Source organism: Bdellovibrio sp. KM01 (genome assembly GCF_013752535.1).
Taxonomy (GTDB): domain Bacteria; phylum Bdellovibrionota; class Bdellovibrionia; order Bdellovibrionales; family Bdellovibrionaceae; genus Bdellovibrio.
On sequence record NZ_CP058348.1, the window covers coordinates 1,006,865 to 1,030,121 of the forward strand.

General features: G+C 44.2%; 21 protein-coding genes. 10 read left to right on the plus strand and 11 right to left on the minus strand.

Annotated features, from left to right (window positions below; translation table 11 throughout):
• From HW988_RS04990 to HW988_RS05000, 3 genes are all read right to left on the minus strand, one after another.
• Positions 1-1,125: an enolase C-terminal domain-like protein gene (locus HW988_RS04990; protein ID WP_181606477.1), complete on the minus strand. Its 1,125-nt coding sequence runs from the start codon at positions 1,123-1,125 to the stop codon at positions 1-3.
• Positions 1,118-3,679: a GH3 auxin-responsive promoter family protein gene (locus HW988_RS04995; RefSeq protein WP_181606478.1), complete on the minus strand. Its 2,562-nt coding sequence runs from the start codon at positions 3,677-3,679 to the stop codon at positions 1,118-1,120. The genes HW988_RS04990 and HW988_RS04995 overlap by 8 nt, the downstream gene beginning before the upstream one ends.
• Positions 3,680-3,805: 126 nt before the next feature.
• A complete protein-coding gene (locus HW988_RS05000; protein WP_181606479.1) occupies positions 3,806-4,033 on the minus strand; it encodes a hypothetical protein in 228 nt (75 codons plus the stop codon).
• On the opposite strand from HW988_RS05000, the gene HW988_RS05005 reads away from it, so the two are divergent.
• Both HW988_RS05005 and HW988_RS05010 read left to right on the plus strand, forming a co-directional pair.
• A complete protein-coding gene (locus tag HW988_RS05005; RefSeq protein ID WP_255490205.1) occupies positions 4,024-4,572 on the plus strand; it encodes a hypothetical protein in 549 nt (182 codons plus the stop codon). The two genes, HW988_RS05000 and HW988_RS05005, sit on opposite strands and share 10 nt — an antisense overlap.
• 477 nt (positions 4,573-5,049) lie before the next feature.
• Complete coding sequence (locus HW988_RS05010; RefSeq protein ID WP_220128800.1) at positions 5,050-8,364, plus strand: hemagglutinin; 3,315 nt, start codon at positions 5,050-5,052, stop codon at positions 8,362-8,364.
• 2 nt (positions 8,365-8,366) lie between these two features.
• On the opposite strand, the gene HW988_RS05015 is transcribed toward HW988_RS05010, so the two are convergent.
• The 4 genes from HW988_RS05015 to HW988_RS05030 form a co-directional block, all read right to left on the minus strand.
• Positions 8,367-8,960: a DUF1989 domain-containing protein gene (locus HW988_RS05015; RefSeq protein ID WP_181607597.1), complete on the minus strand. Its 594-nt coding sequence runs from the start codon at positions 8,958-8,960 to the stop codon at positions 8,367-8,369.
• Positions 8,957-9,631, minus strand: coding sequence for a guanitoxin biosynthesis heme-dependent pre-guanitoxin N-hydroxylase GntA (gene gntA / locus HW988_RS05020; protein ID WP_181606482.1), 675 nt, complete (start codon positions 9,629-9,631; stop codon positions 8,957-8,959). The genes HW988_RS05015 and gntA overlap by 4 nt, the downstream gene beginning before the upstream one ends.
• Before the next feature lie 62 nt (positions 9,632-9,693).
• Positions 9,694-10,608 carry an ACP S-malonyltransferase gene (locus HW988_RS05025; RefSeq protein WP_181606483.1) on the minus strand — a complete coding sequence of 305 codons (915 nt, stop codon included), beginning with the start codon at positions 10,606-10,608 and terminating at the stop codon, positions 9,694-9,696.
• The gene (locus HW988_RS05030) at positions 10,608-11,957 is read right to left on the minus strand and encodes a ferritin-like domain-containing protein (protein ID WP_181606484.1); all 1,350 of its coding nucleotides are present in this window, start codon (positions 11,955-11,957) and stop codon (positions 10,608-10,610) included. The genes HW988_RS05025 and HW988_RS05030 overlap by 1 nt, the downstream gene beginning before the upstream one ends.
• 225 nt (positions 11,958-12,182) lie before the next feature.
• Between HW988_RS05030 and HW988_RS05035 the strand changes: the two genes are divergently transcribed.
• A complete protein-coding gene (locus HW988_RS05035) occupies positions 12,183-12,932 on the plus strand; it encodes a ParA family protein (RefSeq protein WP_181606485.1) in 750 nt (249 codons plus the stop codon).
• Positions 12,923-13,426 carry a hypothetical protein gene (locus HW988_RS05040; protein ID WP_181606486.1) on the plus strand — a complete coding sequence of 168 codons (504 nt, stop codon included), beginning with the start codon at positions 12,923-12,925 and terminating at the stop codon, positions 13,424-13,426. Before HW988_RS05035 ends, HW988_RS05040 begins: the two co-directional genes overlap by 10 nt.
• 2 nt (positions 13,427-13,428) lie before the next feature.
• On the opposite strand, the gene HW988_RS05045 is transcribed toward HW988_RS05040, so the two are convergent.
• Complete coding sequence (locus tag HW988_RS05045) at positions 13,429-14,193, minus strand: hypothetical protein (RefSeq protein ID WP_220128801.1); 765 nt, start codon at positions 14,191-14,193, stop codon at positions 13,429-13,431.
• 54 nt (positions 14,194-14,247) lie between these two features.
• Between HW988_RS05045 and HW988_RS05050 the strand changes: the two genes are divergently transcribed.
• Together HW988_RS05050 and HW988_RS05055 are read left to right on the plus strand one after the other, a co-directional pair.
• The gene (locus HW988_RS05050; RefSeq protein ID WP_181606488.1) at positions 14,248-15,099 is read left to right on the plus strand and encodes a universal stress protein; all 852 of its coding nucleotides are present in this window, start codon (positions 14,248-14,250) and stop codon (positions 15,097-15,099) included.
• A 184-nt stretch (positions 15,100-15,283) separates the two neighbouring features.
• Complete coding sequence (locus tag HW988_RS05055; protein ID WP_255490206.1) at positions 15,284-16,237, plus strand: hypothetical protein; 954 nt, start codon at positions 15,284-15,286, stop codon at positions 16,235-16,237.
• A gap of 87 nt (positions 16,238-16,324) precedes the next feature.
• Here the strand turns inward: HW988_RS05055 and HW988_RS19245 are convergent, their stop codons facing one another.
• Entirely contained in the window at positions 16,325-16,729 is a 405-nt protein-coding gene (locus tag HW988_RS19245; RefSeq protein ID WP_181606489.1) for a potassium channel family protein, read from the minus strand.
• Between the two features lie 226 nt (positions 16,730-16,955).
• On the opposite strand from HW988_RS19245, the gene HW988_RS05065 reads away from it, so the two are divergent.
• Genes HW988_RS05065 through HW988_RS05080 form a run of 4 tightly spaced genes read left to right on the plus strand, consistent with a single transcriptional unit; the run spans position 16,956 to position 21,633 of the window.
• Positions 16,956-17,318 (plus strand): rhodanese-like domain-containing protein, encoded by a 363-nt coding sequence (locus HW988_RS05065; RefSeq protein WP_181606490.1) that lies wholly within the window; start codon positions 16,956-16,958, stop codon positions 17,316-17,318.
• Entirely contained in the window at positions 17,269-17,883 is a 615-nt protein-coding gene (locus HW988_RS05070) for a hypothetical protein (RefSeq protein ID WP_181606491.1), read from the plus strand. Before HW988_RS05065 ends, HW988_RS05070 begins: the two co-directional genes overlap by 50 nt.
• Positions 17,884-17,896: 13 nt before the next feature.
• On the plus strand, positions 17,897-19,162 hold the full coding sequence (locus tag HW988_RS05075) for a GAF domain-containing sensor histidine kinase (RefSeq protein WP_181606492.1): 1,266 nt from the start codon (positions 17,897-17,899) through the stop codon (positions 19,160-19,162).
• Positions 19,159-21,633, plus strand: a complete 2,475-nt coding sequence (locus tag HW988_RS05080) for a cation-transporting P-type ATPase (RefSeq protein ID WP_181606493.1) — start codon at positions 19,159-19,161, stop codon at positions 21,631-21,633. The genes HW988_RS05075 and HW988_RS05080 overlap by 4 nt, the downstream gene beginning before the upstream one ends.
• Here the strand turns inward: HW988_RS05080 and HW988_RS05085 are convergent.
• On the minus strand, positions 21,621-22,574 hold the full coding sequence (locus HW988_RS05085) for a sigma-54-dependent Fis family transcriptional regulator (protein WP_181606494.1): 954 nt from the start codon (positions 22,572-22,574) through the stop codon (positions 21,621-21,623). The two genes, HW988_RS05080 and HW988_RS05085, sit on opposite strands and share 13 nt — an antisense overlap.
• Before the next feature lie 185 nt (positions 22,575-22,759).
• Positions 22,760-23,215: an Hsp20/alpha crystallin family protein gene (locus HW988_RS05090; protein ID WP_181606495.1), complete on the minus strand. Its 456-nt coding sequence runs from the start codon at positions 23,213-23,215 to the stop codon at positions 22,760-22,762.
• Positions 23,216-23,257: the final 42 nt, after the last annotated feature.

A 23,257-nucleotide genomic window follows, 5' to 3' on the forward strand; every position in this document is an offset into this window, starting at 1 on the left:
CTACTCAAAAATTTTTTTAAAATGATCTTTAAGTGGGGTCAGGTTTAATCCTGGCCCTTTTAACTTGGCTTCACCAGAAATTTTGCCCCACGGTCCCAATTTAATTTTAGGAGTGAAAGGATCGTAACTTAAAAGATGATCTGAGAAGGCTCCTTCCCAGAAGAGGGAACGATGGGGGTTCTTATGCAGGATTAAGAGGCCTGCGCGGGCAAGGAGTGACGTTTCGCCGACCTGACAGCCCAAGCCCCACAGAATATTGTTCTTTTGTGCAAAGGCCAAAGCCTCCTGAGTTCTAAGCAGCCCACCCAATTTTGAGATGCGAACATTTAAGCAAATACGGGAGAAGTGTTTTTGATATTTTTCAAGTCCGGCGACCGTGATGAAAGATTCATCTAAGATCAAAAGGCTTTTAGAATTTTCTAAGAAATCTGCCTGAGCCTGGTGATTGTCGACCGCAAAGGGTTCTTCAATCGCCCAAATGGAAAAAGGTATTTGATTTAAGACTGCTTGCAGATCGTTAAACGAAGCAAATGAGTTGTTCGCATCCAAGCGGATTCGGGGCTTCATAAACTTTGTTGCTGCTACTGCGGGATGATTCAGAAACTGAATCAGTTCCTTGGCAGAGTCCGGGGAGACTTTGATTTTAAAATCCCGAAAGCCTAAAAACAAGCCGCGTAAATATGTTTTAAGCATTTTCTTAGGCGTGCCTAAGCCAATGACCATCGTGTTAGAGGGCCGTTGTCGGTGAAGCGTCCCAGGAAAAATACTTTCAATAGATTGATTCTTGATTTTGCCGTAAAGATCCCACCACGCAAGCTCCAGGGCACAAAATGCGCTGGGATTCTGATCAAGCCACGTGCGCTCCGCCGAAATCATTCGACTTAATTCTTCTGGGGAGTTGGCATCAGCAAATTTTTGTACGCGAGGATCGTTAAAGAACTTCGCAACGCTGTCATTGGTTTCACCCGTGACATAAGGGCGGGGACAAGATTCTCCCAGGCCTTCAAAGGTGTTTGATTTCAATGTCACCCACAAGGTGCTCGAAGCTTCGCGCTCAAATGTGGCGTGAGTGAATTTGATTTTAAATGGAATCTCGTCCATCGCATATTTTAATTCTCTAGTCATGGCGCTGCCACTCTTGCCAGTTCGGCAGGATCTTGATGAAGTTTGTAAAGGTGTTTAAGGCCTTTAATTTCCACTGCGCTTCGCGGATGTTCTTCAAAGTGATTTCTTGGTGACCGAATTCCTGAAAAAAGCCTTTTTTCATTGGGTGAATTTGGCAAGGGCCCAATCGCAACGATTCTCTTTTCGCCCGATATTCCATATTCTGGGTGCACAACGCCTCATCTAAATCCTTTTCGACGGCCTGCAAGCGCTCGCGGCTAAGATCGGATTCGCAGAATACGATATAGTGGGCTTTTTCCTCATGGGCGATCATCATCATTTCTAAATGCAGATGATACTTTTTATTGATCAAGGAGACCGCTTCTAAAAACTGATTCTCGTAAAGTTTTTCACCGGTAATACTCGTAACCCCTGAACCTTTGCGCTTAAATTTGATCAAAGGAATTTTTTCATGCAGGGCCGTGACGGCAATGATGTCATTCATATGATAACGATATAGGCCTGCCGGTGTGGTGATGATAATCAGATATTCTTTTCCGACCTGCAGTTGATCCAGAGTTAAGATTTCGGACTTCGCATCGCCATCGGAGTCGACCTCTTGAAACTCGAAGAAATATTCAAAGAGTGAAGGCAGTTCGCCGTCATCATGGGGCATCGGCACAGCCATGCGGCCCTCGGAGGCGACATATCCCACATCTTTGTACTGTACGGATTCAGCAAAACTCTTTTTTAGTTTTTCATAAGCTAATCTGCAGCTACCACCTTGCCAGCATCCGACCAAGCGAGTGTTGGGCAAAAGATGCTTCAGCAGAATTTTTCCTTCGCGGGCTTTGATCTCACGAAGCTCGGCAGCGCGTTCGGTATCCGCCGTGCAGCGTTCAGCTATTTCTGCTCGTTCTGTGGCAGGGAGATTATGTAACTGCGAGAAGCCACCTTTTTCCAAGTCAGTGATCAATGATTCAAAGTGAGTGTTTACCAACTCTTCAAGCTTTAAAAGAGTGGAAGGGTTTGCCGCAACAACAAAAGTGATATCTCGCTGGCTTAAAACCAAGCGTAAGATGCTTAGATATTTTAAAGTCGGATCTTCCAATCCATAAATCATATAAGGCACGACATACATATTCGTAAGCCAGCCGGGAAGGCTTGCATAGATATGCGCGGTCGTAGCACCAACTTCTAATCCGGAGGGCTGAATCTTTTCTACCTTTTGTCCCGAGAACACCAGGAACTTACCTTCGGTAAATCGCGGCTCCATCAGATGAGCATGGTACAGCCACAGGGCCTGCGTTTTACGATAACTTTCCAGAGTGGAACTAAGAATCGGAATGAGTTTTGGTTCGCTCGTGGAGCCACTGGTCTGCGTATAAAACAGGGGCTTGGGAGTGATCAATCCCCACTGACTGTGTTGATCTTGTTTTTCAAAGTAAGGACGGAAGGCCTCGTACTCAGCTAACGGAAAGGCTTTCTGAAAATCCTCAATCGATTGGATCGCTCCAGCGTTTTTCTGAGATAGAAATTCCGTCGTTCCGTTATCGGCAAGAATCTTTAAAAGAACCTTCTCTTGAGTTTGGCGCAGGTTTTTTCCTGCAGCGAAATATGTATTTTGCAGTTTACTGCCGCGACGGTGAACTGAAAATCTAATCAACGCTTGAAAGAATCTCTGCAAGACTTCCGGACGTCGAATGAATCCTTTTTTATCCAAGCCTTTGATAAAGGGCGCGCGCATTTGATCGATAAAATTTTGCGGGTAGTTCGGGTTTTGCAACCCATAGCGCGCCGGTCCCATTAGATCTGGTAAATAGTAAGTTCCAAAGAGTTGATCATAAATACTGGTTTTATTGCCATAGTTATTGTTTGACTCATGGATTTCGTAAGAATGATGAAAGCGATGAAGCTCTGGTCCCGAAATCAGGCGATTTAGCCAGCCAAGCTTGATATCGATGTTACAGTGCTGGAAGAATCCATTCACCGAATAAAAAATGAAGTAAACCGACATGGCAAGGGGACTGACGCCTAAAAACAGGAACAAGATCGATTCAAAACAAAGCTGCGAGACTTTTTCAATCGGATGAAAACGACCGACATTCCACCAATAAAGTTTAAGTGGGCTGTGATGGACCGCATGAATACTCCACATAAAGGGAATTTCATGACAGGCCCGGTGCAACCAATAGCGGAAAAACTCGCTTAGGAAGATCAGGCAAATCACTTGTGGGATCAAGGGCCACTCATTCGGCCAAAAAGCAGCTGAGGGAAATACACCTTGCTGTTGAAGGTAAATTATAAAGGCTAATGCACTCGCTTCAACCAAGCGGCCCAGAAATGCGTGCACACCAAATAGGTACATGCCATCAAGCTTTGCCTGCTTATCGAAACCCACCCATTCTTTTTTAAAAGGCACCCAGTATTCGGCAATCCAAATAAGTGATGAACCAAATGCGACACTCAGTAAAGTTCTGACGGGAAGAGAAGGAATAAAGGAGGATGACAGCGCAAAAAAGGCAAAGGATAGCGCGATAGTGAGTGGATAAAATGCATATTTTAGAAAACTCATGAAGCTCCTCAAATGCTGCATTTATCTCATCGGCGTTCCCAGACAAAAGACGATGTTTTTGGTTGGTAATATTTAAAAACCAAACGTATGCGTCTCAATTAGATACACACGAAGGCGTCGATTCTTCTAATTGGAATCTAAAGCCTTGTCTGCTGCCTCAAGTTGCTTTTGGCGTTCTTGAGAGGCCTTGTCCAAATCCTTTTTTACTTCTTTGGTTTTATTCGCATAGTTCTTCATAGTTTGTTCGTAAGTCGCTGAGGGCTTCGCATTGATTTTTTGCTGAGGGGTCTCTTCCGCAAATGATTTGATGCCAGTTAGGGTGATCAAAAGTGCAAAGATCCAGAATGATTTCATTGCAGTATTTTTTAAGCTTTTGTATTAAAATGATGATGATGTTCGAAGATAGCCCGCTCAATAATTTACTGTGGATCGAGGAGCTTTTACCTCCGGGATACGATGCCGCTCCCAAGCATGGGGGAATGGCATATTACCTGGATATGAAACTGGTCTTGATACTGGTGGAGCGCAAAGGGCTTTATGAACATAAAGGTGTCAGCTATCCTTTTGAACTTTATAATGGCGCGATTTTTCCAGTTGAGAAAAAGGCGCAGAATGCGTTTTTCCTAAAGTACCTGTTCTTGGAAAATCATCCGGCGAACAAAGACTGGTTATATATCCCGGCCGAGAATGAAGACTTTGAAGACCAAGTAAAGCAGTTGATGCGTGAAATCGCGAAACACAATCCTCTTCTGGGGCTGACCGTTAAATTCGATGGGCCGAAAGTTAAAAGCGACACTCCGAAAGCAAAATCAAAATCTGGCAAAAAAGTTAGAGCCACCAAGAAAAGCGAAAACGCCTACTTCCTGTCGATTGCCAAGAAGCCAATCAAATAGGCCTGATGCGAAAGCTGAGTTTGCATTGTTTTAAATGAAGTGAAGGAAGAATTTAATCGTCTCAGTTAGTACTTCATCTCACATACCTGTTTGGCATTGAGTCGCAATCATAAAGTTCACCGAAGAACACCGAACAAAGAAATCAAGAATCCTCAATATCTGTCAAGAAATACCGATCAATAGCACATGTTTCATTTAACCTATTTGTACGTATTTGAAACGCTAAGACGGTATCTTGCCTATCTGGGGCTTACGCTGTTTTTTTTGCTGTCTTCGTGTACGCTGGAATTGACGTTGGTTGACGTCGCCTCCCAGGCTTTTTTCACCCTGAAGCCCTCGAGCTATTCCGCAAACACGACGGCTGTTTTTGAATTTGATTCTTCGTTGTCATCGCAGGCTGTTTATAAATGCTCCTTAGACGGTTCGGATTGGTATTCATGTGGTAGCCCTGTGTCTCTGTCGAGTTTGAGTTCAGGTTTGCATACGTTCAAAGTGATGGTCACTGATTCAGCAGGGAAGTCCCATAAAGAATCTTCGGTTGCCTGGACAGTGGACACGGATCTTCCCGTTTTAACTGTGTCACTAACTCCAACGGCAGTTAATAATTTAGCAAGCGCATCTTTTAACTTTGAGGCTACTGACGCCACATCCACAATCGTAGGTTATGAGTGTGAGCACACGACTCTTACTAATTCAACGAGTTCGTTTGCAGCTTGTGCTCCGCTGGTCCCTTTGGTGGGTCTTACGCAAGACACTCATACTTATAAAATTCGCGCGGTGGATGCCGCGGGAAATCGTTCTGCCGTCTTTACTTATTCTTGGACTGTTGATTTAACAGCACCTTCAATTCAACTGACGGCAAAGCCCGCGGCTGCTACGATCAGCACTTCAGCGACGTTTAATTTTACAAATACCGAAACCGGCGGAGGCGCCTTTGTTGGTTACGAGTGTAAGATTGATTCTGATCCCTATGTCCCTTGCATAAGTGGCATTTCTTTTAATTCCCTTTCACAAGGTACTCACAGTTTTTCCATAAAAGCTTCTGATACTGTCGGTAACATCAGCACTTTGACATACAGCTGGATCGTGGACTCCGGGGTGGTGACGCTCTCGTCTTTTTCTATTGCCAATGGCGCGACCACCATCGGTTTCGCCTATACAACAACCCAATTAACGGCCACATCTTCATTTGCCGCAATCACAGGTGTCAGATTTTCGGAGCTCGCAGATTTTTCGGATGCGACCTGGGTACCCTTTTCGGCGAATGGCACGGTCACTTTGAAAAATCCCGGCGGCCTTAAGACTCTTTATGCTCAAGTACGAAATGCCGCGGGTACTGTCAGTAATTCCTTGTCGGATTCTATTACTCTGGATTTGGGAAATCCTCCGATCATCACGATTTCTTCTCCAGTCGGCGGGCAAAATTATTCCCCGGGCAATAGCACAATTCCCATTCAATGGTCGTGCAGCCCTGGTGCTGGTCCCATTCCGTTGGCGGCAAATCCTATTCGCTCGATTAAATATACTGTTGATGATGGCATCAGTTTTCACATCATCGCGGAAAACCTTCCCAATAATCTAAGTGCGACGACTGGTTCCTACGCCTGGAATTTGCCAACTGTGACTCCCACGGGCCAAAATATCTTAGCGTCCATGCCTTTAAAAATTTTGGTTAGTTGTGCCTCCGAAGCCGGCGTGGTCACCAGCGCAATTTCAAATGCAGTGAATTCCAAGTGGACCGTCCTGGTGGGGGAGCCTGGAAATTTAAATGATGGCGTTCATATTAATGCTGCGGATTTAACAGCTAACGTTTCGCTAGGAGCTTTCGGGTATTTTGCAGATTCGCAAAATAAAATGTATTTTACTAAGTTCAATAGTATTTCGACGGTGAATTCCGAGACAGGTCTGGTAACCTCGTGGATGGGAGAACCATACACCGCTTCTTGCGATGTCGTCGGTGGAAAGTTCACGGCTCCCGTAATTCTGGATATTAATGAATCAGACCAAATGCTTGTATTTAGTTTTGCTTGTTCGCTCGTTGCCCGTATTCGTATTTCTGATAGGACCGTTCTGTGGAGTAAGCAGCTACCGACGATCATTTCAAACAGCGCCGTTTTAAATAAAGAACAAGCCTCTGCTTTACGGTATGTAAAGACAGGACATTTGTTTTATTTTTCGAACGAAGCCTTTTATATGGTTGATCTGAATTCTACGAATAAGGATCCGGTACTGGTGTTAGGAAATCCAGGCGCATGCGGAACTCTGGGGGCTGTGGGTACGATGGCGGATGCTTCACCCATCCCGTGTCCTACTTCGGATCTTTATTTGACTCTGGTAAGACCTGATTTGCAAAAAATTTGGATTCAGGTCAACGGCAGTACTTTCGAGCTGCAACAGCAGGGCGCTTACGGCAAATATAAAATTGCGCAGGTGGGTATGACCACAAATACTTGGGGCACATTTTTTAATCGTTGCACCCAGGTGGCATCTCAACCGAATAAGATTTATTGCATCAGGGCCCAGTATGAGGGAAATAAAATTGCTTACTTTGATCTCACGACTGAAACCTGGTCTGCTACTTTTAATTTGGACAAGCATTATAAAAACATGTCGACGATCTATTTTCTGGGCGCGGCTAAAGATTTTATTTATGCCTTTTCAACAACGACCAATGAACTTTATAAAGTGGTGGATGATGAAGGTGTCTTTACCAATTCCGCCATTGCGGGTACACCATTCTTTACTTACGGAAATGGTACTGACGTCAATAAAACGGCCTTCACGCAAATATCCAGTATAGCTTACGAAGCGACAGGTAATAATCTTTACGTGCGTGGACCAAGACATTTGCGACGCTTGCATGTCAATACGTCGACACCGGGATCTGAATACATTGACACTATCTCGACGGGGTTTCACGGATCTGCCGGTAATAGTTCTGCGTATGCTTCATTAACCGTGTCCTCCGCGGGTATTGCAGCGTTTTCTCAGATTGCAGGAACTCCGGCCAACTTGTGGAGTTCATACAATCTCTCTGGGTGGGGAGCAGCCACGGTCGAGCAGACTCTGGCGATCGGGCCTTATTACTATCAGGCGACTTCGGCCGCATCAGCCTATCCAGCATATGGAGCAGGTCTATTTAATGCGACGGGCACCAGTTATAATTTGATGGCAGCAAGAAAACTTGGCACTTTCCTTCCGAATGGAAAACTTTATTTCTATGGCTCATCCGGTTTGAACGATCAAACGGACTTGTGGATCTTTGAATCAGACAGCACTACCGGAAAAATTCAGCCCATCGCTGGTGGAGCCGGCGCTGCAAGCTATGTGGCGACTGATCACGGGCAGTTGGCTTTGGGATCGTATTTAAGTGATATCTATGGAATGCAGCCGGATGCCAACGGAGACCTTTTAATTTTCGATGGAAACAGACTGCGCAAAATCACCGTCGCCACCGAATCAGCGAACCCCAGAATTTATGATGTGATAAACTTTGGCACTCTTCCAGGAGCTCCGACAGTTTCTTATTGGACACATGCAGTCTATGACGTCAGCACCGGATGGAGTTACTTTGCAGCGGCTGAATCCTCAACTCTTAATCAAGTAGCGCAAGTTTGGGCAGCACATTCCACGCAAGGCTTTCAGCAAATCTCTACGGCCGGATGGGTTTTACCGTCGCAGCTGGCGACCTATCGGTCGATCAATCTTTCGATAACGCCATTGGGGCTTTTATTGTTAGATACCAGTAAAAAGCGTATTCTAAAAACAGGGCTGCTTCCAACGCCGCCCTAGTTCTATGAAAAAATATCGGTGACCTGATAATGAATGGGTTTGAACGAGCCGTTGTTTGAACCCTCATGCGAACATGCCGTTAAGCCAACGATTAAATCCGTTAAAGCTTTAAACACAATATAGTCGCCAGGTTTCGATTTCGGAGGCAGTATTTCTAAAGCTCCCTCTGGGCTAACTGTCACATTCATAAAGATATTGAACGTCGTTGAGATATGATCGGGTTGAATCGCATATTTAGAAAATGCGTTACATAAGTTTTCATGGCAGCTCGGGTGGTAGTCATCATTACCCGCGACAATTTGAAACATACGCAGACTACAAGGAGTCATCAGGAAATCATGACGACCACAGGTGTCTTCAATAATTTCCAGCAGGGGATTGCTTCTTTGTGAATAAAGCTTGTGTCCCTTAGTTAGAAAAATTCGATCATTATAATCAATCGATCTTCCGGACGACAGACTTTCGGAAGGGTCAGAGGCATTAAAGCAAAACAAGTCCGCGACCTGTTCGCCGAATGGATCCGTCACCTTCAAGTGCTGATCCTTTTTCAACAGAAATGAAGCTCCCGATTGAGGAGGAATTATATTTAGATTTATTTTCCCGCTCCCTTATGAAAAGGACAGACCCAGTCTGCGCTGTTGTTCCGACCGGAAAACTGAATGGCTTCCCAATGATCATTATACTTTTCACTCATGGGATTCACATCGCCTTGAAATAGAATATCTCTTTTGCGATTGGCTTGAATCATCGGTTGATAACGATTTCGGCGGTCCAATTCCTTAAACTGTTCATAGACATTAAATACCAATGTCGGATATCGAATCCGACGCGACAGGCGAGAGCTTTGCTGATGCATGCCCACCACAAAGAAAGCGGTGCCCCCTAAACTAAAACAGAAGTTTTTGTCTTCAGGATTATCGCTAAAGGCGGTGTCCCAAGATTGATCAATATGGGGAACCTCTGTCAGATGCGAAAGCTCCTTCCACAGACGTCTTTCGAAATCTTCCTCATCCATGTCGATTAAATCAGGAAAAACAGCAAAGTAACTAAGCTCTAATGAACCGGTCTTTTTTTGTTCATCTCGAAGAGCTAAAAGATCTGCCGCTAAACGCGCGCTCTGATCTCCGGCTCCCAAGACGCCAAACATTCCCATGCGGCATTGTCCCGTGGAGAGCGTTTTAAGGGCTGCGATACAAGGGTAGTTTTCTTTAAAAACAAGATCGGAGATTTCTTTCTCAAATTCCGTGAGAGTCGTTTCATCAGTCATGCGGACAACGCTATCGATATGGTTTGCACATATCAATAGGGGGTGTCGAATAACAAGCGCGTTTAGATTAGCAATTCGTAAGCTTCTTTAGTTTCTACGCTCACCGGAATATCTCGCATTAGTCCCGAAAGCGAGCGACACGGGCCGATGTTGATGAATGTGGTGATACCCTTTTCATTCACCAGCTTTTGCACTGCTTGTGACCAATGAATGGTGCGCGTAATAGAAAGCAGAAATTCTTCCTTGATGATTGTTGGATCTTCCAAAGGTTGGGCACTTAAGCTTGAGAAAACAGGAATCTGCGGGCGGTATGTTTGCACCTCGGCAAAGTCACTTTCCACCGCGCGCACATAAGGCAGGATATAGCGAGAGTGAGCTGGATAATCGAGGATGTTCATCGTGTTCCAGCCTTTTTCTTTTGCACGCTCTTCCACTTTGCCTAAATCAGCGTATCTGCCGCCGACATTCAAAAAGCGCGGAGTTAAGCAAGACACGTCGACTGCGACTTCATCAAACCACCGATAGTCTTCTTCGCTAAAAATTTCGCCCTTAGGCGCCAGGACTCCGATGTTGCGACCAATTTGATCTATACCATCGATTTTTTGAGTGAAATGAATATGATTATAAATGGCGTCTTCAAAGGTGTAAGCCCCGGCAAACACGGCCCGAGCTAAATCTCCCAAGGAGCATCCCATCACCCAGTCGGGGCTTCCATGCTGGTCGCGCATGCGTTCCGCAACACCGGCTTGAATTGCACAGATAGCGACCGCCGCAAGGCTGATGTTATGGATGGAATAAATTTCTTCTGTGGGAAGTTCCAAGAATTCTTTAAAAGAAAATTTCTTACCAAAACGATTTGCAATAATGTCTTCCGCTTTTGTGAAATAAGATTGAACTTCTGGCAGGTGAGTAAACCGATTGCGATCTGATTTACGAATCAAGGCATTCAGGCCCGGGAAAATATATGCCGTAGCCATTATTGGAGCTCCATCATCGGTTCAGCTTCTGTAATCGGCACTTTCACATTCTTAGCCAGCGTCGTGGAATAAGCATGTCTGTATGGAGGAGCAAAGTTCGCCTTTTGATCAAACTCCAGCAAAAGCGCAATGGCGTTTTCAGCGACTTTTTCAAAGATTTCTTCTTCGGTTTGACGGACAAATTTCAAAAGTTCCGGATTTAGCAGACGCTGTTCATTTAACGCCGTATTCACCATTTGCGTGTGCTCGGCTTCGTCTTCAAGGATAGAGGTGATCGTGTGAGCCACTCCCACGTTGTCAGTCCATTTGATGATGTCGCTATAGTGTTTAAATACGCGCATCTCAAGACCCCAGGCTCCGTACAGATAAAGCATATCGGCATCTTTGATTTCACGAACCAAAGCGCTGAAATAACGAGTCAGATATCTTTGTAACTGACGATTTAAACGGTGATCGAGTTCTTTATACCCCTCAACCATCATCAAACGACGACGATCCATCAGGACAGATCGGTGAAGCATACGTGCGTGGCGCATTTCATCTTCCACGTGCTCGGGCATTTGCGCAGGCAAATTTAGACCGCGAGAAGTGAATTCCTGTTGCATGTGTTCTGCAGCGGCAGATTCACTGTGCCCTAAGGCTTGCACCCAGGCGATAGTGGCAGCCGGGCGCTCTCCCAGAAGCCAAGCTAAACGGACGCTCGCTTTGGCAGAGACACTGGGGCCTCGCGCGCGGGACTGAAATTCACGAATTAAATCTGTCATGCGCTCGGCCATCAGCAGACACATTTCTTTTTCAATACTTTGCAGCTCTTGCAGGGACAGACGGTCTTGTTCAGTTAAAGAGTTGCGAAATTTTCTGCCCAGCTGTATGTGGGCGGTTTCGTCGTCTAAAACTGATTGCATGGCTTCGCGAATATGTGCAAAGCCGGTGCTTGGGATGTAGGCTGAATAAATTTGAAATGGAAACTGCTCAATCGTGATCGCGCCATGAACGTAAGCCGCGAACCGATTGTTCGCTTTTACTAATTCTGGATTACCAAAGTAACCCATGATGAATGTTTCAATGATATCGCAAAAACGTGTGCGCAGATCTTGATAAGCTTGATTCAAAGGTTCAGCAAAAGGACGGATCGCCAAGATCACATCACGATGACGGTGCTCATCGCCAGCATGGGCCTTGATCTCTTCCAAAAATTCAGGGGGAGTGGAGTTTGAAATATTCCCTAAGATGGTTTCCGCAGCAAGATGCTCCATGTGCGCCATTGAAGTCAGCCACGCGGATTCGATATGCGCGTCTTTGGTGACTTCGTTCATGAGTGTCTGAATCGTTTCGCTGAAGCTTTTCATTTCTCAATTCCTAACACGACTCACGTTAGGGGAGCCAATTAACTTTGGGGTGCTTTACATTAATTTCTTAGACCTCAATGTTAACGATTTGATGGTTGTGCTGCGCGGCAATTGCTTCTGTTTGAACTAACTAGACCTTTGGCTTGAATTCACACCCTCAAATCGCTTGTCCTTCAATCTGGTTTAAAGCTGGCCTAAAGTACTGCGTATTAAGAGGTGATTTTTATGGGATCAATCGTAGCATTCATCAATCAAAAAGGCGGCGTCGCTAAAACTACGACAGCAATTAATGTTGCTGCACAATGGGCTCACAACGGCAAAAAAGTTTTGCTGGTTGATTTGGATCCGCAGTCGTCTGCGACTCGCTCGATCTTTGGCGACATGGATTTTGAAAATACTATCTATGATGTTTTGACGGGCGAGCTGGCTGCCCAAGACGCCGTGGTGCCTTCGGAAACTTTTGGCTTTGATGTGATTCCGTCTGAAATCATGTTAAGCGGTATCGAAATCATCCTGGCTTCTAAATTCGGTCGCGAGAGTATTTTGAAACGTGGCTTGGCAGAGATCAAAGATCAATACGACATCATCGTGATCGACTGTTCGCCGTCTTTGGGGCTTTTGACAGTGAATGCCTTGATTGCTTCCAAAGATATCGTGATTCCAATTTGTCCCGAGTACTTTTCTTTAAAAGGTATCGAGCTGATCCTTGAGACGTTGAAAAACATCCACCAAGGTTTGGGTCATAAAATTGACGTTCGTGGCATCATTATTTCTAAATACCGCAATCGTAAGATTGTGGAAAAAGTAATCAATGATCTGCGCACGAACTACACGATCCCGGTATTTAATAACTACATTCCGGATTCCATCGTGGTTGAAGAAGCGCATCACAATCACAAACCAATGCTTCAGTACTCGCCAAGAAATCCTGCAGGTCAGGCTTTAGCTAATCTTGCTGTGGAAATGTGGGCGTAGGCAGTCTTAATCCTTTATTCGTAGATTCAACAAAACCCATTGGTGATAAAGTCGTCACCAATGTGGAATTGTTATCCATCGTGCTTCACGATGGGGATTCCGTATTTTTTGAAGTCAGTGACGAATATGGTTTTCAACAACGCTTTGCTTTAAAGTCTGTGGAAACCAAAAAGTCTGTCAAATACACAGCCGAAGTTTGGCTTAAATACCAACATGAAATTCAATATCGCTTTGTGATGGTGAATGGCGGAGAAGAAGTTTTCGTCTCGGCCACACAGAAAGCTCGTGCGGGTCATATCATTTCTGACAAATGGGCGCCGACATTTAAACCAGATGCTTTGCGCGAGAAAAAATCAAAACGTCCACAACAACGTGGAGAAGCTGCTGCCGCGGCCGTGAAAGAAGCCAAAGCCCAACGCGAAGCCCGAAGTAAACCTTTGGGGCAACCTAATATGCTGTCGCAAATTAAGTCTTTAATTGACGACTTGCTATAGCATTAGAGAGCGTCCGTGACTAAATACTTTTTCATCAGTGGTTCCAGTTCACGCGCGATCTTTTCGTGTCGATCATTTAAATAGATATATAGATTGGCAGTTACGTAAGGCTTGCTCGAGCGCGCAAGGCTTTCGTTATATTCTTTTAGAGTCGGATCTTGCACCTCAATTGTGGGACCTAAGAAAACATCGACTCTGCCATTGGCCAGCATTTTTAAGCATTGAAAGGTATTTGCCGCTTCAATGACTTCCAAGTGGAGTTCTTTAGCCACCTGTGATCGCAATCTGTTGCCTAGAGTTAGGCAGGTTTTCCGCCCACTTAAGGAACTTGGCTGTTCGAGATCCAGTGGGGCTCCTCTTTTTTTGTATAAATAGTATTTCAGGCGCGCCATAGGTGTCTGAACCCGGATGAGGTGCGGGAGATCACTTCCCAATCCATCAATCCGAAATGTGTCCCCATCGAGTTCGCCTTTGGAGACCATTAATAGGGAGCGCGACAAAGGAATTTTTTTAAATACAATCTCACAACCAATGTCTTTGAACGGTTGCCGAAATCCCTCGATCAACTTATGAATTGCTGGCGGCCAACTTTCTGCCATTGAAATTTTCAAAGGTTGAGGACATGTTGCCGCTTGCGCCGTTAAGGATAATAGGAAGGTTGTTAACAGAACAAGACGGGTCGATGGCGATTTCATTTGTGCAAGATATCGCAGAATAGTGAAAATGCAAAATACTACCCTGTTCTTGTGAAAATGCACTTCAAACATCCTTATGAAATCTCAGTCCAGCTTGTATTCTGTTGAAAAATACGAGGAGGGGCTATGCCCACTAAGACGATACTTCTGTGTGATGATGTTTTTGCAAAAAAAGAAGAAGCGAAAGAACGATCTCGTGTTTTGCGAAAGTTTACTAATGATTTAGCTCAGAGACTAAAAAATAAGGTAAGAACAATTGCCGTCCTGGATATTCCCAAAGAAGTCATTACGGCTGTCGACAAAAAATCGGATATTGAAATTATTAAGGGACGTCCGGTTGAGACGATACTCAAGGAAGTCAAAGATCCCAATGTCGAAATGCTTGTTATGGGTACCCGGGCACGATCGGGAGTAAAGAGAACTTTTCTTGGAAGTGTGGCCGAAGAAATTGTGCGCAATGCTGAATTGCCAGTGGTGATTCTTGGATCCCATGCCGTCGAAGCAGACTACAGTATCGAGAAGAAAAGCTTAAAAATTTTGGTGATCTCGGATCTGTCTGGTTCCTCGGGGGGCGCGGAAAGGTTCGCTGCGAAATTTGCAAAGCGATTAAACGCGGAGATTGTGCTGTTCCATTCGGTCGGTGATCAAATCAAACACATGAAAGATATGCTGTACTCTCAAAGAGTGAAAAGTGCTGGAGTCGAAGTACTGTTTGATGAAATGAAAGAGTTTGCAGAAACTTCAATGGCACGAAAAATCAAAGCTTATAACAATCAGGGCCTTAAGGTTACAGGGCACATAGCTTATGAAGAAGTCGAAGTGTCTAAGTTCCTAAAAAAGAATGACTGGCAGAACGCGGATTTTATTGTCATGGGAACTCATTCTCGCGGACGATTCTTAAAAGCATTTCTAGGCAGTACTACTCGTCGAGTGATGTTGTCTGCACGTGTACCGGTAATTGTTGTAAGAACAAAATAAACACTCAGAAATTCAGATCGACACTGTCCCAAAATCGAATGTTTCACATCAGTCCGGTTTTGTTTCGCACTGGCCGTGTTGACTTTTAAAACTAAGTCACTCATTCCGCTGGCAGCACGAAGATTCCTTAATTAGATTTTTTCATTAGGAGAACAAATCACCCCGAGCGATCAAGGAGGATTGTATGGGAATGGCGTTTCTACGTGCGCTGATAGTTTCTTTACTGATGACCTGGTGTATTTCGACCTGGGCCTTTTTTATGCCCGAGGCTCCGCAGGGAGCTCCGCTTGAAGGGCCGGATATTCAGAATGATGACCCTCGCCCGCCCGGATGGTCTGCGTGGGATACGATCGGAGGCACGGGAACATCTGATCCGGCTTCTTGCTCAAGGAATAACTTCCGTACCGAGGTTTTCGTACGTGGAACTGACAATGCTTTATGGCATCGTCGTTGGAACGGTAATTCATGGGAAGCCTGGGAGTCACTGGGGGGAACTTTAACTTCTTCTCCTTCGGCTGCATGCTGGGGAGCGAATCGTGTCGACGTTTTCGTGCGTGGAACTGACAATGCCTTATGGGTTCGTAGCTGGCGTTCAGGTCATTGGTTACCATGGTACTCATTGGGTGGTTATTTAACAACGGGACCTGGTTCTGCTAGCAGATCAGGAAATCGCTTGGACGTTTTTGTTGCAGGTGCTGATAGTTCGCTTTATCAACGGTCATTTTCAGGAACATCTTGGGGACCGTGGGTGAGTTTAGGTGGTACGTTAACATCTGACCCATCGGCAGTTTCTTGGAGTTCCACTCGTTTGGATGTTTTCGTCCGTGGAACTGACAATGCCCTCTGGCATAAATGGTTTTCCAGCGGAACATGGTCTGCTTGGGAATCTTTAGGGGGAGTGCTGACGTCTGCGCCGGGTTCGTCATCGTGGGCAGTGGGGCAATTGGATGTCTATGTCAGGGGCACGGATAACTCCCTTTACTATCGTCGTTACTTAAGTGGTTCCTGGAGTGCGTGGAGCAGTTTAGGAGGAACTTTGACTTCAGGTCCTTCCGCAACTTCATCCGGTAACAAGCGATCCCTGGTGTTTGTCAAAGGTACTGACAATGCGATTTGGTATCGCACGTATAAAGAATAAAATTTTTAGAGAGAGGAGCGAATCCGCATCCTCTCTCTATCAAGTAAAATGTCCCATAGGATTTATCAGATAAAATCCGCAAACTATTTACCGTTGTTTTGTTCGAATTTCTGAAAGTTCCCTTTCTACATCTTCAACATCTTTTTCAATAGTGGAAAGGGCTGGAGATATAAGTGTCGTTACCAGAAATGCCATATATGACCAAACGAAGAATGTACCAAAAAACATAAGGGCTATTGCTGTAACTTTTCCCACCTGAGTCTCTGGAACCCACGGAATGAACCCAATTGTTGTCACTATACTGGTACTCCACATTAGACAATCTATAAAATTTGGGTGGTTTAAGCCGAATGACTCTGAATAGTAGATCAGAGCCGCTCCAAGTATTATCATAATATTTCCGGCCAAAGTTAAGATCCAGAACAGTGGGTGGCTTATCATTGCCGTAAAGCGCGTGATATATATCTTTTTCCTGCGTTTGTGCATAAGCATCTCACCAGTTATCAGTCGTCTTGGTATTCTTATAGCAAACACAATTCCTTTCGTATTGAATTCAGAAGAGATTCATGTAAACCGCTGCGCCATTTTGTCTCGCTCTGAGAGACGGAATGTCTTACCTGTTTTAAATGTTGGAGGCCACTTTAAAAATAAGTAAGACCACTTCGCAGGGCTAGAGAACTACAATTGGTTTAAGTGACAGTGAAGTGAGGTTTAAAAAATGTCAGGTAAAAATATCTTTGTTGGAAAATTTGTTCCAGGAGTTGCTGTGTCCATCATTTTAGCTTCCCATCTTGCTTTTGCAAAAGATGTGTTCCTGGATGTCAGAACTGCGGAAGAATTTTCTCAAGGACATATACCCAATGCCATAAACATTGATGTTCTGAAGACGGACTTTAGCAGCAAAGTATCAGAATTGAATCGAAATGATGTGTATAAAGTCTATTGCAAAAGGGGAAGCCGTGCAAAAAAGGCTGTCACGATAATGCACGACTTAAACTTTAAAAATTTAGATAATTTGGGAAGTTATGAAGATGCGCAAGTATACTTCAAAAAGTCGCAAGATGCTGCCGATACGCCATAGTATTACCTTGGGACTGATTGCAATTTCTCTTGCGGCCTGCAGTCACAGGGGCCTCAGTTTAGGCATGTACAAGCGGGAGGAAATTGTTCGAAGTAACTATCTCATCGATAATACATCAACTTACGAACTAGGCTTTGCCTCGGATGAATTTTCTGGGTTGCTTGCTGGCACCGTTCCCATTTATTTGAAATCCGGCATTTCGCTATTGCAAAGGAATTTTTCGTACCATGATCAAGAATATAATACAGGAAGTGGAAATGTTTCTGCCCAGTTGATTAAAGGCACGGTCGGTATGGATTTAATGTTTTCACGGCGATTCTTCTTTTCCGCGTTAGTGGCCGGCGAAGCACTGATTCATCAAAGTGATAACAATATGCTTGGTTACGACCAGTCTGAACTTCTTTTGGGAAGTGAGGTGGGAGTGAAACTGCAGGAATCAACATACTTGTCTTTTTACGTTGGGTCTAACTGGGAGGATCTATTCTCTCAGACACGAGTCCCAATTGAGGTGGGTTTGTTATTCAAGTATTTCTTTGTCGACGTCGAGCATAGAAATAAACTTTAAGGAGTGCTGATCTATGGAGCCGCTTGCGGTGGATGGTATGAATGGTGCGAATATATTGTTGGGCAAGATAGTTCAAGAAATAAATACTAAGATGGGATCGGGGTGTGCATTTGATCAAATACTTGAATCTATCTTTGATGCACTCATCATATTAATTCCATTTGATAGAATTGGTATAGCATTGGTGGATGCTGATACGAAATCGATTCGATTAGAATGGGTAAAGTCTCGAGTGGATGTCAACGCTGTCAAACGGGGCTACTCGGCTAATCTCGAGGGAAGCAGTTTAAAAAGGATTATAGAAACAGGGGAGCCGCGGATCATAAATGATTTACGCGAGTATGCTGCCGTTCATACTCAATCTGTCTCGACGAAATTGATATTAAAGGACGGGATGCTTTCCAATTTAACCTGTCCTTTAAGATCCGATAATAAAGCAATTGGAGTGGTTTTTTTTTCAAGTCGCGATCCTAACACCTATCGGGATGCCCATATTCAAGTGTTTAAGTCTATTGCTGATGAATTGTCAGTTGTCGTGGAACAGGCAAAGCTAAAGAACTATTTCACTGAAATTAGAAAACGTGACTTGGCCTTGTCCAAAATTATTCACGATATAAGGTCTCCCGTCAGCGTTATTGAGGGATATCTAGAATTGGCGTCTGAAGAGGGATGGTACGATTCTTTACCGACAAAATTTAAAGATATTTGCTCAATTTTAAAACGAAATACCAATTCTATACTCAGTTTGTTGGATGAATTAAGAGATTATTCATTAGTATCCATCCCTAAAGGTCCTCTGACGCCATTGAATTTAACGGAAGTTGCTGTGAATGATTTTTGTATTGATATTTCAGCTGTCGGCAAAATACTCTCTGCCACGAAGGATATTTCGTTTGAGACCGATTTGTCCGAAGGTTTACCCCTCGTTATCACGATTGATCGGAATCGAATGCAGCGCGTGCTAGAAAATCTGATTACAAACTCAATCAAATTTTCCAAAAGAGACACCAAAATCACTTTTTCAGTTTGGTCCCATGATGACCGGATTTACTTTTCAGTAGCCGACCAAGGTTTGGGAATACGCACCGATGAACTACCGAAACTTTTCACTGATTTTGGCAAGACGAGCACCCTGCCCAGCGAAGGCGAGAAAAGTTCTGGCTTAGGCTTGGCGATTGTTAAAAACATTATCGAGCAACATCGTGGCCAGATATCCGTCGAAAGTACTGTGGGACGTGGATCTACATTTACATTTTGGTTGCCTCTGGGAGGGCCGTGAGAACGGTAATTTCTGTAAGTGCATTAAAAGGAATGCCATTAACCAACGAAGGACTTCGAAGCGATCAGGTGATTGTACAACAGAACCGCTTTGGAAGGAACGAATTCACGAATAGTTCAAAGGCTCGTTGGTGGCAAATTCTCTGGGGATCACTTAAGGATCCGATGATACTACTATTGTTTGTAACCGGAACAATCTTTCTTTCGGTTGGTAATCGTCACGAGGCATTAACTCTTTATGTGGCGATTTTGCCGCTTTTATTGATGGATCTTTATTTACATCGCCGTACTGAAATATCAACTGAAGATTTAAAAAATAAAATCAGTAAGATTGCTTCGGTAATCAGAGACAACAAAGCTAGCGAAATTAACTGCGATGAATTAGTGCCGGGAGATCTTATTTTATTAAAGACCGGTGACGTTTTGCCGGCTGACGGCTACCTGGAATCATCCGAAAGTATACTGCTCAATGAATCGATTCTGACGGGAGAGTCTTTACCAGTTAGTAAAGTGTCGTTGGGTGCGTTGCCGACAATTTTGAACGATGATCAGCTGTCCATTGATTCTGCCTGCCTTGTGTATGCCGGGACCCGGGTGATGCGCGGAAAAGGCATCCTGAGGTTATATAGAACTGGTTCTCATACTGAGTATGGAATGATCATCCAATCTTTATCGAGCGTGCCAAAAGAACGAACGGCATTACAAAAAAGTATATCTGATTTGGTCAAGCTGCTCACGATAGCGGGTTTATGTGGCTGTGTCGTTCTTGGTTTGATTCGGTTGTTTCAAGGTGACAGTTTAGCCAATGCTCTATTAAGCGCCGCAATTTTTGCAGTGGCCGCGATGCCAGAGGAATTTCCGATCGTGTTTTCTTTTTTTTTAGGTGTCGGGGTGTATCGGCTTGCTAAGAAGAAAGCCTTGGTTAAGAGAGCTGTCACCGTTGAAAGCATTGGCAGAGTTCAATGCATATGTACTGACAAAACCGGAACAATGACTTCCGGTGAGCTGACACTTAGCGAGGTTTTGCCCTCACAGAGTTTTTCGAGACAGCAACTTTTAGAAGCTGCGGCGAGTGCGTCGGAGGAACACCCGGTGGATCCCGTTGATGTCGTAATTTCAATAGCGTTCGGAAAAGATCACTTAAAAAAGATTAAAGTCTTTCCATTTACAGAAATGCGGAAAAAGGAAACTGCAATCTGTAAAACCCCTGAGGATCAAGTCATGGGCTTCAGCAAAGGCGCTCCAGAGGTCATCTTTAAACAGTGCGAACTAACGGAAGCTGATCTACTGTACTGGCGGAGTCTCGTTTCCAAATATTCTAATATGGGTATGAAAGTTATAGCGTGCGCTCGCCAGGCGAAAGTTTCAGATCGAGAGATTGAGACGGAGCCCGTGAATGGGTTTTCGTTGTTGGGTATTTTAGGGTTTTCTGATCCTTTGCGTCCGGGTGTTAAAAATGCGATCGAATTCTGCCAAAAAAACCGAATCAAGGTACTCATGCTTACTGGCGATCACCCCGGTACCGCTTTGGCAATCGCGTCCCAGGCGGGGATGGGAAACGAACACCCCAAAGTACTGACTTTCGAGGATCGTCCCGAGTTGTGGAGTGAGCAAGGGATACTGGACAAGGCCTCCGAGCTTTTAGAATACGATGTCATAGCAAGGTGTAATCCACTTCATAAATTGTGGATCGTTCGTTCTCTCAGGACGCATTTTTCGGTCGTCGCGGTGACGGGTGATGGCGTAAACGATGTTCCTGCAATTCAACAAGCAGATATTGGAATAGCAATGGGCAAACGGGGCGTACAATCTGCCAGAGACGTGGCCTCTATAGTTTTAGCTGATGACAACTTCGTGACCATCATTAATGCGATACAAGAGGGAAAACAACTATTAAAAAACCTGAATTCCAGTTTTGAATATTTATTGTTGATGCAGGTCCCACTCGTGCTCGGCGCTTTGATAATTCCTATGATGGGGCAACCGCTGCTTTTTTTACCAGTTCATTTAGTTTGGTTAGAGCTCATCCTTCACCCAACGTCCTTGTTGGGTTTTCAGATGGATGTATCTAAATCAAAAAAATTCCAAGAAAACGACTTTTTCAATAAAGAACGAATATTAGCTATTTCCCTTAAAGGATTACTAGTGTGTGCTTTTATGTCTTCAAACTTCTTTCTTGCGCTATGGGAGAACAAAGGGGTCGCGCATGCACGAGCCAACGCCTTACTGGTGCTAATATTGGCGGGCATTTCTTATCATCTATTTAAGACGAGGCTTTCGACGAGGGCGAGCTTTAGTATTTTTTTGTTAAACAGTGTTGTGACTGTTGCGATTTTTCAGGTTTCTTATTTCGCTACTTTTCTATCGGTAGATGTCCTTAGTCTTTCTGACTGGGTAAGGGCATCTCTTATGGTTGTTTTATCGATCTCATTATCTGAATTAGTGATAAAAACGTGGAACTATAAATCATGAGTCTTTTGATTTAGAAGCCGGGAAATCGTTCTGCGACTGATCCCCAATATTTCTGCCGCTCTACCCTGGTGCAGATTCACCGAAGCTAATACATAGCGAATATAATTTTCCTCTAGATCGGATAAGGTCGGAAAATTTCTAAAATAATTAAATTGTTGAAAATCTTCCCTTTCTTCAAAGCTTGGAAGATCGACTTTTTCTATTTTTGTTTTATTCAGATTGAACACGATCGTGCGTTCGATAAAGTTTTCAAGCTCGCGAATGTTTCCGGGCCAAGAATGCGATTTTAATTCGCTCACTGCGTTTTCGCTTAAACTTAGATCCTCCGTAAGGGCATATTTTTTGCTAAACTTTTTAATAAACCCTTCAATCAAATCCGGAATATCATCATGGCGTTGACGCAGCGGGGGGAGGGACATGGGAATAACATTGAGCCGATAATACAGGTCTTCCCTAAACTTGGAATTCTTGATTTCGCTCTTTAGATTCTTATGGGTTGCAGCGATAATGGTGAAGTCCACTTTGTGTTCAAATGGGGAGCCAATGGGCCGTACACTTCGCTCCTGAATAACTCGTAAGAGTTTAGACTGAAGATGAAAAGGCATGTCACCTATTTCATCCAAAAAAACCGTGCCTCCGCGTACCGACTCAAAGATTCCCTTATGATCACAAACTGCGCCCGTAAAAGCTCCTTTACGATGGCCAAAAAATTCTGATTCTAGAAGAGCTTCGGGGATTGCGGAACAATTAATGGCAAGTAAGGGTTTAGATGCTCTTGGACTTAACCGATGAATATATCTGGCTAGCATTTCTTTACCAGTGCCACTTTCACCTTGGATAAGTATATTTGCATCGGTGGAAGCTATTCTGGGCAATGATCTTAATAGGTCTCGAATCAAGGGATGATGAGATCTAAAATCTGACGATGACAGTTGGTTCACACAGCCTCCGATCTCATGAAGTTACAACTTATATTTTAAAGAATAGTAAGGCAGGAACTTCTTCTTTGGGAGTTACATTTGGGATGTGGACTTGTCTGCGGATCGTCGTTTGTCCTAAGCGAGTCTTTTGACACGTACTTCTTTGGTGAAACACAAGCCCGCTTATGGGTACAGCGGGCTACATTTTAATGCACGGGAATTTGCTTGAGCTTGGATGATTCGGTTTTTGGTACGATTAATGTCAGAACACCGTTCTCAAATTTTGCATCGATTTTTTTTTCATCTATAGTACCAGGGATTGTGAAACTACGCTGATAGGAACCATAATGAATTTCTGAAAGATGGGTTCTTTTTGTGTCCTTTTTCTTTTCTTCTTTGCGCTCGGCAGACACAGTGATTTGATTGTTATCTACTTCCACTTTGACCTGGTCTTTGTTCACACCGGGCAGATCGAAAGTCGCGATATACTGATTTTCTTCTTCTGCTAGATCGCAAGAAGGGGAAAACTCGAAAGATCCAAGACCGCCATTGCGTTTCATATTCATCAATTCATTCATTAATCTGTCAAAAGGATCCTCCATGTTCGACAAACCACGAAAGGGACTTCTGTTCTCAAACCATTTTTGTAAATTGCTGGCCATTTTTTTCCTCCTGATTTGGGCATTTAATCTGAACTTACAGCA